Below are 13,400 nucleotides of genomic sequence, written 5' to 3'. Positions count from 1 at the left end.
GTAATATAGTTGAGCATTTTTAGTAAAAAGAGGTAGTTAACCACAATTAATAGGTACATATACCTCTATCACAACATCAGATAAACAAGCTAAGGAAAGCAGGTGTTTAGCATTCAAATATAGCAACAATGGAAAAGCAGCTTATCATTGGGATTATTGCAGGATGTTTAACTGCTATATCTGCAATACCACAAATTATTAAAGTGTTACAAACCAAGGAGGTCAAGCACATTTCGCCTGTAATGTTCATGATATTAGCCATTGGCAACGCAACTTGGTGCTGGTATGGCTCACTGTTGAAAGATTGGCCAATTATTATTACCAATGCTTTCTCCTTTACCATGGCGCTAACAATGCTTTTGCTAAAATTAATTTACAATAAAAGATGATCCATGCGATTTTAAGGTTAGGGCTTTATCGACCTTTTGGCAAGTAAAAATATAACAGTGTACAAGTAGAAAGAACATACATTTTGTACAAAATACGTGATTTATCTAACAGCTAAACAATTATAGGTTTGATATACTTTCTACTTAGCAAAGTAAAACTTAATGATATGAAAAAGCAAAAAAATGAACAAATGCCTAACGGGCATTTACATGAATTATTTGTAGACGAATTGAAAGACATTTTAGGTGCAGAAAAGCAACTGTTAAAAGGTCTGAAAAAAATGGCTGATAGTGCGAACAGTGCTACTTTGAAGGAAGCTTTTACTGCTCATAGGGCTGAAACCGAAGAGCAGATTGAAAGATTGAAGCAAGTTTTTGAGAGCTTAGGTATGGCTGCAAGAGGCAAGAAATGTAAAGCTATGGAAGGCTTGTTAGCAGAAGCAGAAGAAATTATTGAAGAATTTGAAGGTGACCCAGCGTTAGATGCTGCTTTGATTTCTGCCGCACAGAAAGTGGAGCATTATGAAATTGCCAGTTATGGCTGCCTAGTCACTTACGCTGCATTAATGGAACACACGGAAGCGCAAGAGCTATTGCAAATGACCTTGGCGCAAGAAAAAGAGACTGATGTAAAACTTACGGATATCGCAATGTCTGAAGCTAACGTAGCAGCGTAAAATATTCTGCATCAAAAAATCACTATCATCTCAAAATCAAAAGGGAGATCTGTTCCAAAAGCATTTCTGAAATAGATCTCTCTTTTTTTCGATAGTACTAATGATGGTATTTCTATTTCTGATGCAGCTTTTGTTGTTTAATTTTTCAAGAACCAGAACCTGAGTTAAAAAGACATCGTATCACAGAAAGTCCTTGGCAAAATAATTTTTTGCACAAATGGTCTACATTTAGCACCTGCAACAAAAATGCGTTTGATGTGATTAGTTTTTGGTCTTATTAAAACAGAACTATAATTTGCATTTATCATCATAAATAAAGATTTTAGGTTTTAATAAACTAAATTCATTAAAACAATCATCTATCCTTGTTGTTAATTTGGATATACTTTTCAGTTTAGCGCAATGAATAAAAAAATATGGATTATCGAAGATGATCCTGATATCAGAGATGTTATTTCCTTTCTGCTTCAAGAAGAAGGCCATGAAGTTAGGCTATTTGAGAATGCAACTCTATTTAAAGCTGCTTTAACTGAAAATAATAACCCAGACCTATTTCTTATGGATGTGATGCTTCCAGACGGAAATGGTTTAGATCTTTGTGAACAAGTTGTAAAGAAAGATGACTTGCTGAAAGATATTCCAATTATCATTATGTCGGCGCACATCGGTTTGGCTAAATTTAAACAAGTGAGCAGCGCTGATGATTTTATTCCCAAGCCATTTGATATTAATACGCTTTTAGAAAAAGTTGACAAGTTGTTAAGCTGAAATACGCAAATTGAAACCTCTCTTCCATTAACAGATAGATTTTGGATAAAATAATCCAACTACAATCCGTCTATTGATCACTGCAAAAAAGTTTCAATCCATAAAATATTGATGTCATCTTTAAAGTTTCTTATTTCACTGAACATCAATTATTAGTTCCTAAAGGCAATTTAAACCAAAAGATACTTCCCTTTCCAATTTCCGATTCTACCCATATTTGTCCATTATGCCTAGAAATAATTTCTTTGGATAAGTAAAGTCCTATGCCAAGCCCTGATATATTCGGTGTATGTTCATCTATGCGATAGAACCTAGAAAATAGGTTAGAAATTTTCTCTTGTGGAATACCCATACCAAAATCTTTTACACCTACTAAAGCATAATTCCCAACAATTTCTAGCAAGACCTCTATCCTATTTGTTCCAGGAGAATATTTAATAGCGTTAGAAAGCAGGTTGTTCAGCACTTGTTCCATCCGTTGCCCATCAGCTATAATTATACACTCTTTAAAAGCTGTATTAAAGTTAATTTGATAACTGTTGTTAGTTTCCACTACCATTTCTATAGTATCTGAAATAACTTTAACAAGGTCTATCTGGTCAGTACTAAATTTAAGTTTACCTGCCTCAATCTTAGAAACATCAAGTAAATCGTTAACTAGTGCTGTAAGTTTCTGTACCTGCTGGTATGTTTTGCCTAAGTATTTACCCGGCTGCTCCTCCCGCACTAAACGCATCAAAATTTGTATGTATCCATTGATACCAGTTAGCGGCGTTTTAAGCTCGTGGCTAGCCAAGCTGATAAATTCGTCTTTTTTCTGGTTAAGGTCTAATACTTTTTCGTAAAGCAAAGCCTTTTCTACTCCCAAAGAAAGGTGAGCAGCAATTGAAAGTAACAGATTTCCGTGCTCGCTGTTAAAAAAATCTGTTTCATGATGTCCAAAATAAAGCGTTCCGATGTTTTCTTTCTCCGCAGAAGAAACATTAACCGTAATCAGACTGTTTAGCGAACGCTTCTGCTCATCAATTTTATATTGCAAACCGAGTGTATGTAGTTTTCCCCAATAAAAAACCGGATCCATTTCTTGCTCTTTTTCTAAACTGGAGATGGTATTAGGAAGTAACTTGATTACATCTTCAGACAAACTGTTTAGTGGTGCAGCATAATTGCTCAGTATTCCTTTCTGTTTTTCTGATGCCAAAAAGCCGCCAAACTCTGCACCAATTAGATGAATAGTTAGTTGAATTACACTTACCAACATATTGTCGGCCACTACTTCTCTAGAAATAGCGTTAATTACTAAATTAATAGCCTCAACACGTTCGGTATATTTAGCGGTAGCAACTTTGGCAGCCAATTGTAAGGAAATATCTCTAGCTATTTTAGAAGCACCAACAACGTTTCCACTACCATCAGTAATTGGAGATACTGTAATAGACAGGTGTCTAGGAGATCCGTCTTTTGCCTGCCTTACGGTATCAAAATGATCCACTTTCTGGCCTGCTCTAATTCTCGAAATAATCAGCGTTTCTTCATTAAGCCTATCTTCTGGTATAATTATAGAAATATGTTTGCCAATTGCTTCTTCGGAGGTATAACCAAACATACGTTGTGCCGAAGGATTCCAACTAGCAATGACACCGTTAAGATCTTTACTGATAATCACGTCATCGGAAGATTCTACAATAGCCGCCAATTGGCTTTTTCGCTCTGCAGATTCTCTGGCTTGCTGCTCAGCAGATTTAGCATCGCTGATATCTGATACTACACCAACAAATCTGCTAGGTTGTCTTTGTTCATCGAAATAAACTTTCCCTACTGCTCTGATCCATCTTACTTGCCCGTTATTGTGCGCCACCGTACGATACTCTTGTACAAAAGTACCGTCGCTAGAAGGTTCCATTGCCTTCTCTACAGCGAGTATAGTATGCTCCACATCTTCTGGATGCAAACCTTTAACAAAATCTCGTTCGTATTCAATGTCTTGGTCAGCATCAATACCGAAGAAAAACTTGCAACGTTCATCCCATTCTAACTTTCCAGACTTTACATCCATATCGAACAGTCCTAAATTAGCGGCAGATGCTGCAAGGTTCAATCGGCTGTAGGTTTCTTCTACCTGTCTCCTAGAAATCACCATTTCGGTAACATTAACTGAAATTGCTAGGATACCTATCACTTTTCCTTCTCCATCACGATATGGTTGATAAACGAAGTTCTGATAAACAACCTCGGGCTTTCCATGCCTCATTAATAAAACAGGCTGCTCTGAAGCATTAAAAGATTTGCCACTCAAATAAACTTGATCCATTGCTTCTTCCAAGCCTTGCGCCTTAGCGTCTGGCAGGGCTTCAAAAACAGGTAAACCGATTGTTTCTGCTGCTGATCTTCCCCAAATGTCTAACATAGCCTCGTTGGCTAATTTAATATGATATTCTGGCCCCTCTAATAAGCACATGGCTACTGGCGCCTGCGAAATCATATTTTTAATATTCTTTTCGCCTTGTTCTACCTTTTGCTTTGCTACAAACAAATCAGTAACATCGGCAGCGGTATTCATTACTCCATAAACATTACCATCTAAATCGTGCAACGGCGTAAAACTATAATTGAAATAGAATGTCTTAAGTTCCCCGTACATAACCAAATCGATACGTTGGTTACGAGCATGAAAAGGAATTCCGGTGTCAAACACACCCGTTAGCTGATCATAAACCGATTGGCTTTCTAGCTCGGGCAAAACTTCGCTGTAGGTTTTTCCAATTACATCTGGTCCTTTTCCCCAAACATCTATCAAGGCCTGGTTAGCTTCTACAACTCTCATTTCTCTGCCTACATAAAGTGCAATTGGAAAGGGAGCATTAGAAACCATTTGACGAATTTGCTGTTCCTTTTCGCCCAGTCTTTCTAAGGATGTTGCTAAATTACGCCTAGCTAAATCTAGGTCTTCGTTGGTAGCAGTTAATTCTTCGTTAGATGCAGCCAGCTCTTCGTTCGCTGCTGCAATTTCTTCATTAACCTGATAAAGAGATTGATTAGCTTCAACACGATCTGTTACATCTATTACCAAGACAGTTAAGCCACTAGTATGTCCTGTTCGATTCTGAAATGGCGAAACCATAAGGTCAATGTAGCGCAACTGTTTTCTGCCGTCTACTAGTTGTTCTTGAGAAATTTCACGAAGATATTGTGGAATACCTTCATCCATAAAGGTAGACAAATCACCTAAAAGGTCATTTAATGTCGGCAAAATATTTCCATTACGATTGCTAAAACCTAACAAACGAAAACATTCATCGTTAATTTCTTCTACTTGTAATGGATGCCCTCCGATAACACAAATTCCAATTGGCGCATTGCCAATCATACTGCGCATGTGTTGTTGGCTTGCTCGTAGAATATCGCCTGCAACTAACTCGTAAGTTTTTTCCTGACAGATACCCCAAGCGCCAAAAATCTCGCCATCTAACTCAAATAGCGTCCCCATTGAGATGTCTAAGTAACGCTGGCCCAGCCTACCATGCGTGCCAATACGAACGCCTTTAACTATTGTTCCTTTATTTTGATAAGCATTTTCAATAGCGGCAGAAACCTTACCCCAGTGTAGTCCAAATGCAAGAAAACCAGCATCTTCGCTACCTTGTTTTATATCCAGATCTGGAAACAGAGTTGCAAAAGCTGCATTATAAATAAAAATTCGTTGCTTTCCCCAGCAAACAAAAGACGGGCAAGGGTTTACCAGCTGTGCGCTAATTGCATACTTTAGACGTAGTGGCCAACTTGATGGATGCCCTACTTCAGTTCCTTCCCAATTTTGGGATAGAATAAGTTGTGCGATATGTTCGCTTCCTCTGAGAAATGCTAAAGGATCTTTTTCAGAATACGTAGGCATCCGTTAATTAGGTTAAAATGAAATAAGCTTAGGCTGATAATTTGGCTATCAGACACAACAAGTCGCTGAATTCAAAAGGCTTGGCAATCGCTCCATCCGCTCCTGCTTTCTCAGCAAGCTTCTCCACATCATTATTTGCTGAAACCAAGATAATAGGAATATGACGAAGCTCCTCTTCTTTCCTAATTTCTTCAATAGCAGCTACACCGCCCATTACAGGAATCCAATTATCCATCAATATGATGTTTGGAAGTAATTCCTTCATCTTGGCAACAACATCATTACAGTTGCTGTATAAAACAACCTCGTAGCCATCTTCTTCTAACAAATATGAGTAGATATCCAACAAATCACGATCGTCATCAAAAACAGCGACGATTTTTTTTCTCTGCCCAAAAGTTGCTTCCATGTCCGAAATTAATTATAATATCCGAACCAACCAACAAACTGAAACCATGCCGAATTACTCCATAAAGCTAATCCAATTTGCAGGGTATTTAACATTCATGTTAAATAGACAATTGGCTTTCGTAAGTACCACAAGCAATGGTTTATAACACCAAAGCAACATTTTTAAATTTCACAGTGTGTTTAAAACACTTTTATAAAACAAGTATTTTTCTTCATAAAAACACGTATTTAACCCCAATGTAAGAAAATTTTAATCATTCTACCGTTTATTTTCAAATTCAGCAAAACATCTTTACGAATTAAATATCATGTATCTACGTGATTTACAAAAACTTAATAACTTCATTTATAAATGATAATTATAATCTATGTTTTGAAACAAGTAGTCCTATAAAATTTAGATATCAACTGATGTTGCTACCGTTTCTTCCCTCAATTATAAATTTAAAGCAAACTTTTTTTTAGTGTTTGAGTTAAATTAATACAATTTGATACTATGCAGAAAAAGCTATTTAAACTCTTTACAAATTATTGGGAAACGGCAAAAGAACGTGCTAAAACAAAATTAAGAATACATAAGTACCGTCTTGTATTGAGCGTGTGTAAACTAATTGCCGACCTAATTACCAACGCTGTAATTGTTGTGGGTATCCTTCTGGTCATTTTCTTGACTAGCATTACCTTATCATTTTCGTTATCGGTATTTTTTAGCAGTCATGTTTTAGGATTTTTAGCTTCTACATTGATACTCTCTCTAACAGCCCTTATTGTTTTGTGGAAAAGAGAAGCTGTTAACAGATATTTTGCTGGGCTTACCATTGCACGCTATTTCGAAAAGCGACAAGAAACTGAGGACGAAGAGGCGGATGAAAAAGTAATAGACCGTAATGCATTGTTGGAACTATTGAATGATAGAAGAAAAGTATGAAAAAGAACAAACTAACCTTTAAAGGTGCTTTTCAGGTATTTAAGAACGCTTTCAGCGGATTTAGCGACCACAACGTTACCAAATTGAGTGGTTCACTCGCTTATTATACGGTCTTTTCAATGGCTCCGTTATTAGTGGTAATCATTTCGCTATGCGGCATTTTTCTCGGGCAAGAAGCCGCAGAAGGGCAAATCTATCAGCAATTAAGTGGTTTTATGGGTAAGGAAACTGCTCTACAACTTCAAGATATCGTTAAAAAAGCTGCTATTGGAAACAAGGGCAATATTGCCTTCATTATTGGTATTGTTACGCTATTGGTTGGTGCCACAACTGTATTTGCGGATATTCAAGATTCTATTAACACCATTTGGGGCATTAAACCTAAACCTAAAAGAGGTTGGTTAAAAATGCTGCAAAATAGGTTTCTATCGTTTTCGGTGATCATTAGTTTGGGTTTCCTACTATTGGTTTCCTTAGCTGTAACCTCATTATTAGATGGTTTTAGCAGACAGTTAGAAATACGTTTTTCTGAAGTTTCGGTTATCGTATTTTACATCATCAACCAAATTGTCACTTTACTTGTGATTGCACTAATTTTTGGTGTAATCTTCAAAGTGCTACCCGATGCAGAAATTAAATGGCGTGATGTTGCTCTAGGATCGTTAGTTACAGCCATTTTGTTCATGATTGGTAAGTTTGCTATCTCCATTTATATTGGGCAGAGCGATGTTGGCAGTACTTATGGGGCGGCAGGCTCGTTAGTTATTCTGCTGTTGTGGACTTATTATTCTGCCATTATTCTTTATTTTGGTGCAGAATTTACAAAAGCATACGCCATTACCTACGGTTCAGAAATTCGACCTTCGCATTATGCTGTAAGTACGAAACAGGTAGAAATAGAAACTGGAAACACACCTGTAGATCAGAATACACAAAGCGGATAACAGGTTTTCTATTACACGCAATGAAGAAATTTGTATTATGCATAGCGATGATGATGTCCTGTTTGCTGTTAAGGGCTCAATATAATGACAGCACTTTTTATCATTTGGGACTAAATGCTGCTGGTTCGGTAAACAAAACCAATACTTCCGACGCTTATCTTTTGAACAACGGGGTTAATTTTGGGATCAAGAAAAAAAGTATTGTACTCAATTCAACTACGAGTTGGTTGTACGGTAAGCAAAATGATGAAGTAAGCAATAACGACTTCTCTTCAACACTTAATTTCAACCTCTATAAGACTATCCCACATTTCTATTATTGGGGATTATTGAACTACACCAGTAGTTTTTCTTTGAAAATTAATCACCAAGTGCAGGCTGGTTTAGGAGTAGCTTACAACATTGTTGATAAGGAAAATTTTTATGTAAACATTAGCGATGGTGTTTTATACGACACAAGCAATCTGCTGGCTGATACGCGTTACGATACCTATAGAAATTCTTTACGGCTGCAATATCGATTGATGATTAAAGATATCATCATATTTGAGGGCAGTAATTTTCTACAGAACTCGTTTTCTAACGGTAGAGATTACATCATCAGAAGTTTCAATAAGTTAGGTGTACAACTAAAAAAATGGATTAACCTAAACACTGCACTAACTTACAATAGAATGAATATCACAAGTAGGGAAAATTTAAATATTACCTACGGTATTACCATAGACAAATATTTTTAAGCACTAAACCTTCACCACTTTTGTAGGCGTGATGGCAAAAATTAGTTCGTTTTCCTTTGGTTTAACTATTTGCAATCCGGTAAAGGCACTAAACGCTGGCAGCAAAGCGTAGGTTTCGCCAAAATAAAAGCATGGAAATCGTAAGTGCTGCTTGGCTTTGTTATAAACGCTTACGCCTGGATGGATATGGCCTCCAATAGAATAAAGCTCAGATTGGCATTTTAAACTGTCGTGGATAAAGCAAAAGCTATCGGTACTGTATGTTGGGTCATGAACGTCCACATTCATGTTAGCATAAATCTCCTCCTTTTGCTTATCGTGGTTTCCTTTCACTAAAACAAAGTTGATTTCCTTAAATCCTTCCCGCCAATTGGCAAATTCTTCAATCTCAGAATTATGATCACTATGAAACATATCTCCATTGATTAATAATATTTTAGGCTTATATTTTTGAAGCAATACTTCTAGCCTATTGACATCATTTTGCGAAACTGTAGTGGGAATAGCCAAACCCGCTTTGCGAAAATGAGCTGCCTTGCCTAAATGTAAATCGCTAATCGCTAAAAGCTGTTCTTTTGGAAGGAATACAGCTCGCTCTTTATCTAAAATTAATTCTTCGCCTCTAATTTCGATGTTCACACTGTAAATCTACGCAGAATATGAAACATTAAGAAACTGATTAAAATGACCACTAATAAATCTAATTAAAATCCCAATAATACCTAGTCAGGCAATATCAAAGCTATAAAATTCAATTTTTGTAGTGTCAAAAATTTACGAAAATGTTTGTCAATCCCACTATGTGCCTTTCCGACGCTCCCCTTTCTATCAAAAAATCCCCAACCCGCTTAGGCATTTTTCGCAGATAGCCAAAACTATTTAAAGAATTATAATGGTTAATTAAGATGTATATTATTTTTAAATTAATCTTAATTCCTTAATGTATTAAATTCAAAACAACTTTACCTGTTCTTCTATCCTATTCCTAACCTTAGGTTCACGAAAATTAGAGAAACTTACACCCAATAAACGTACTGTCTTGCCATCAAAATCGGCGGTTTCTACCAAAGTTCGTGCTGCTAGAATTGCTTCATCTTCGCTAACAATTGCATGCTCGAAAGAATTGCTTCTAGTAATCTGCTTAAAATCTGCAAATTTCACTTTAACGGTGATGGTTCTTCCGAATAACTGGTATTGGTTTACACGCTTAAAAGCCGATTGTGTAATGTGTAACAAACGTTCGTACAGTTCATTTCCTTTGTCCAAATCGTAGCCAAAAGTATCTTCAGAACTGATGGATTTAATTTCTCGGTCTGGTTTTACAGCTCGATTGTCAATTCCACGAACAATGTTGTAAAAAAACTTTCCCGATTTACCAAACAGCAAAGTCAATCGTTCTTCAGTAAGTTTCTTTAAATCACTGCCTTTTCTAATTCCCTGCATTTTCATCCGCTCTGCGGTAACTTTACCTACGCCATGAAATTTTTCTACAGGCAGTTTTTCCATAAACTTCTCAATTTTTGAAGGACCAATGAAAGTCAAGCCATCTGGTTTATTCATATCTGAAGCAATTTTTGCCACAAACTTATTGATAGAAACTCCTGCCGATGCGGTTAAATTCAATTCATCTTTAATGGCTTTCTTAATTTCTTCTGCAATGGTGATGGCAGAGCCGATATTAAGTTTGTCTTCGGTTACATCTAAGTAAGCTTCATCTAAAGAAAGTGGTTCTATTAAATCGGTGTAACGACTAAAAATCGCTCTAATTTGTTTTGAAACTTCTTTGTAGGCATTAAATCTGGGATATACAAAAATAGCGTAGGGACAAAGTTGCTGTGCTTTTTTAGAAGACATTGCCGATCGGATACCGTAAGCCCTCGCTTCATAACTACAAGTTGCTACTACTCCGCCTCTTCCTTCTGGCGAACCACCCACTACCAAAGGTTTGCCCCGCAATTCCGGAAAATCTCTTTGCTCTACAGAAGCATAAAAGGCATCCATATCGATATGAATGATTTTCCTATGTTTTACTGCTTCCTTTTCCATTACTCCAATATAAAATTTTCGTAGGCTCTTTTATCCCAAAACAAATAATTTTTGTTGGCGAACTTTGTTCCGTTAAAGATAGAATGAATAAAACCGTTCTTCTCTACCAAGACGGTGTGGTAAATTTTAGCTTCCGGATTTTTAATTAAGATGAAAGAGGCCGATTTATGTTGCAAAATGAACTGATCTTCAGTTTCTTGTAATCTGGATGCTTCTAAATCTCTAGCCATTAATTTGCTTCTGTACCAAGTTCCTCCCGTTGGCGATACTAGAGGTTTACCGTTGTAAACCACTACACTATCATTATACGATATTACTTGTAAAGATTTTGCTTTTTTCGACAACCAATTATTTAACTTTCGTTGATGTTTTTCTGTTTCGTAACCATAGGTTGCATCTAAAAAACTGATACGTTCAATATAATTTGGTAGCTCTGGTTGCGAATTAATGAAACCAAAAATGAAACTTCCACCACCGCTGTGCCCATTCAAAATAATCGTAGGTTTTAAGCCTCTGTATTTAAAATAGATATTTTCAACAATTTTAAGGATGATACTATCTGCATTTTTGGTTTGACGGCGCCACGTAGGCCAACTTTTTAAGGAATTTTCTAGGTAAACGACAATGTAATTGAGCTTTTTGTCTTGTATTCTGATGAAACTTGTTTGTGCACCAATATGCTGTATGTCGAAATGCCAATCATCGCCTTCGGCTAGCTTTTTACCAAATGTTTGAGCAGTAGTATTGCCATTTGGTAATGCATAAATAATAACTTTTGCAGGTTTTGAATTTAAATCTTTTGGTTCATCGAATGTAAGCTTTACACCATTTTCTAAATTAGCAACAGGCATTGCCTTCATCTTTTGCTCGAAAGTTTGGGCAAAAACTGAAAATGGTAGCAACAGAAGAACTAAGAAGTATCTGGTCATACTTCAAATTTAGTATTTTAATTTTTTGGCTTTCGACCAATGTTGATTACTGCACCAATGCTAAAAACTGAATGTCCCGCATTTAGAAACTTCCTGTTTCTTAAACCAATGTTACTGCCGCTGGTGTATTGCAGCTGGAATTGCTCGCTAAGTATCATCCTGGTAAAGAAAACAGGCTCTATAAAAATGTTATCTTCATTAACTTGTGGTACACCATTCAGTGTAAAATCTTTGGTAGATGCAAAACTTAAACGCCAAGCAGTACCGTAATTCAACCCGAAATCTACACCCAATAACCTCAATTTGCTTACCTTTTTAGAACTATAGTTGGCTTGCACAAACATTTTGGTATAATTAGCATCGTATATATCGGTACTCATTAAGATGCCATCATCGTAATCTCTTACCACACGTTTGCTGCTTGCAGTTCCCATACCTGCGTAAAATTCCAGAATGCGGTTGTCTTCTGGTCCGAAGGTTTTAAAATAACCACCACCAAACTCGAAATAGTTGTGCTTAACATCTCGTTTTCTGCGTTCGTTGTTCATAGAACCGAAGTTTACCATTGCCGCCAAGTTATCGCTAACAGCATATGCAGTATTGATGTTTATGTTTCCACGAAGAGAAATATGGCCGCCGGCAGCAATCTCACCTTTAGTAGTTAACATTGGCGTATTTGGAACGCCTGGCATATAAATAGATGAACAACCGCTGCACAATAAAGTTACAGCAAAGATTGTAAGTAGCTTATATTTTAATGGCATATTGTAGTAATAACACAAATAACGTTAGAAAATTGTTTTAAATGCTGAAATTCATCAAAGTCATCATTCTCTTAAATTCATCTTGTACATTGGCTTTAATGGTGATTTCTTCTTCCGTAACTGGATGAATGAAAGTCAAATCTAAAGCATGAAGCATCATGGTGTTCATTTGTAGATGTTCCTTAAAATATCGATTTTGCTTATTACAGCCATGTGGCCTATCGCCAATAATGGGGTGAAAAATGTGCGCAAAGTGTTTGCGTAGTTGGTGCATTCTCCCCGTTTTAGGATTGGCTTTCACGAAACTATACCTCGATGTTGGATGTTTACCAATCTCTAATGGAATTTCTGATTGCTGTAGTGTAACGAAACTAGTTTGGGCTTCTTGCAGTGTTCCGTTTTCCTTAGCCAAGGGATAGTCAATTTCCATTTCTAAAGGCGCATATCCCCTCACAATGGCTAAATAATTTTTATCTACTAAACTTTCTTGAAACTGCTTTTGCATGGCAATTTCAGTTTCTTTATCAAAAGCAAAAAGCAGTACCCCTCCAGTTTTTCTATCTAATCTATGCGTTGGATTTACATGACAACCAACTTGATCCCTCAACATTTGTAATGCAAATTCTGTAGCATCATCAGCTATTTTAGAACGATGCACCAACAAACCGTGCGGTTTATTAATGGCGATAAGATATTCGTCTTGGTATACAATTTCTAACACAAGGCGAAGATAAAAATTAATTCAAATCAAAAGGAATTGCGTGCTGCATTAAGGTTACCTTTAAAAAATTTAGAAGCTGTTTAAATTTCAGTAAAACTTTTTACTTGTCAGTCTGAGCTTGTCGAAGACTACTTGATGAAGAATGTTTCGACGAGCTCAACATGACACCAGCATTTTTTGCAAAGGAAATT

General features: G+C 36.6%; 14 protein-coding genes. 7 read left to right on the top strand and 7 right to left on the bottom strand.

The genetic code is table 11. The features are described from left to right. The first annotated feature begins 128 nt into the window (after nucleotides 1–128). The 3 genes from REI64_RS11430 to REI64_RS11420 all read left to right on the top strand — a co-directional run bounded on the left by REI64_RS11430 (nucleotide 129) and on the right by REI64_RS11420 (nucleotide 1,834). Nucleotides 129–389 (top strand): SemiSWEET transporter, encoded by a 261-nt coding sequence (locus REI64_RS11430; RefSeq protein ID WP_308850253.1) that lies wholly within the window; start codon nucleotides 129–131, stop codon nucleotides 387–389. Nucleotides 390–556: 167 nt separating this feature from the next. Beyond that, nucleotides 557–1,066: a ferritin-like domain-containing protein gene (locus REI64_RS11425; protein ID WP_308850252.1), complete on the top strand. Its 510-nt coding sequence runs from the start codon at nucleotides 557–559 to the stop codon at nucleotides 1,064–1,066. Between the two features lie 402 nt (nucleotides 1,067–1,468). Then, nucleotides 1,469–1,834 (top strand): response regulator, encoded by a 366-nt coding sequence (locus REI64_RS11420; RefSeq protein WP_308850251.1) that lies wholly within the window; start codon nucleotides 1,469–1,471, stop codon nucleotides 1,832–1,834. A gap of 145 nt (nucleotides 1,835–1,979) precedes the next feature. Here REI64_RS11420 and REI64_RS11415 read toward each other — a convergent pair whose 3' ends face one another. Next, nucleotides 1,980–5,726 carry a PAS domain S-box protein gene (locus REI64_RS11415; protein ID WP_308850250.1) on the bottom strand — a complete coding sequence of 1,249 codons (3,747 nt, stop codon included), beginning with the start codon at nucleotides 5,724–5,726 and terminating at the stop codon, nucleotides 1,980–1,982. Between the two features lie 28 nt (nucleotides 5,727–5,754). After that, on the bottom strand, nucleotides 5,755–6,135 hold the full coding sequence (locus tag REI64_RS11410) for a response regulator (RefSeq protein ID WP_308850249.1): 381 nt from the start codon (nucleotides 6,133–6,135) through the stop codon (nucleotides 5,755–5,757). Between REI64_RS11410 and REI64_RS11405 the strand changes: the two genes are divergently transcribed. The 4 genes from REI64_RS11405 (at nucleotide 6,134) to REI64_RS11390 (ending at nucleotide 8,749) form a co-directional block, all read left to right on the top strand. Next, nucleotides 6,134–6,283: a hypothetical protein gene (locus tag REI64_RS11405; RefSeq protein WP_308850248.1), complete on the top strand. Its 150-nt coding sequence runs from the start codon at nucleotides 6,134–6,136 to the stop codon at nucleotides 6,281–6,283. The two genes, REI64_RS11410 and REI64_RS11405, sit on opposite strands and share 2 nt — an antisense overlap. Before the next feature lie 350 nt (nucleotides 6,284–6,633). Next, complete coding sequence (locus tag REI64_RS11400) at nucleotides 6,634–7,065, top strand: hypothetical protein (protein ID WP_308850247.1); 432 nt, start codon at nucleotides 6,634–6,636, stop codon at nucleotides 7,063–7,065. Next, on the top strand, nucleotides 7,062–8,009 hold the full coding sequence (locus REI64_RS11395) for a YihY/virulence factor BrkB family protein (RefSeq protein WP_308850246.1): 948 nt from the start codon (nucleotides 7,062–7,064) through the stop codon (nucleotides 8,007–8,009). Before REI64_RS11400 ends, REI64_RS11395 begins: the two co-directional genes overlap by 4 nt. A gap of 20 nt (nucleotides 8,010–8,029) precedes the next feature. After that, on the top strand, nucleotides 8,030–8,749 hold the full coding sequence (locus REI64_RS11390) for a DUF481 domain-containing protein (RefSeq protein ID WP_308850245.1): 720 nt from the start codon (nucleotides 8,030–8,032) through the stop codon (nucleotides 8,747–8,749). 3 nt (nucleotides 8,750–8,752) lie between these two features. Here the strand turns inward: REI64_RS11390 and pdeM are convergent, their stop codons facing one another. The 5 genes from pdeM to REI64_RS11365 form a co-directional block, all read right to left on the bottom strand. Then, complete coding sequence (gene pdeM / locus REI64_RS11385; RefSeq protein ID WP_308850244.1) at nucleotides 8,753–9,388, bottom strand: ligase-associated DNA damage response endonuclease PdeM; 636 nt, start codon at nucleotides 9,386–9,388, stop codon at nucleotides 8,753–8,755. Nucleotides 9,389–9,700: 312 nt separating this feature from the next. Next, the gene (gene dinB, locus REI64_RS11380; RefSeq protein ID WP_308850243.1) at nucleotides 9,701–10,795 is read right to left on the bottom strand and encodes a DNA polymerase IV; all 1,095 of its coding nucleotides are present in this window, start codon (nucleotides 10,793–10,795) and stop codon (nucleotides 9,701–9,703) included. Then, entirely contained in the window at nucleotides 10,795–11,724 is a 930-nt protein-coding gene (locus tag REI64_RS11375) for a hypothetical protein (RefSeq protein ID WP_308850242.1), read from the bottom strand. Before REI64_RS11375 ends, dinB begins: the two co-directional genes overlap by 1 nt. A 17-nt stretch (nucleotides 11,725–11,741) precedes the next feature. Then, nucleotides 11,742–12,488, bottom strand: coding sequence for a hypothetical protein (locus tag REI64_RS11370; protein ID WP_308850241.1), 747 nt, complete (start codon nucleotides 12,486–12,488; stop codon nucleotides 11,742–11,744). Nucleotides 12,489–12,525: 37 nt separating this feature from the next. Beyond that, on the bottom strand, nucleotides 12,526–13,209 hold the full coding sequence (locus REI64_RS11365; RefSeq protein WP_308850240.1) for a pseudouridine synthase: 684 nt from the start codon (nucleotides 13,207–13,209) through the stop codon (nucleotides 12,526–12,528). Between the last annotated feature and the right edge of the window lie 191 nt (nucleotides 13,210–13,400).

The organism is Pedobacter sp. (assembly GCF_031119335.1).
Classification (GTDB): domain Bacteria; phylum Bacteroidota; class Bacteroidia; order Sphingobacteriales; family Sphingobacteriaceae; genus Pedobacter.
The sequence above is the reverse complement of the archived record's forward strand: the minus strand, read 5'-3'. Positions and strand labels throughout refer to the sequence as shown.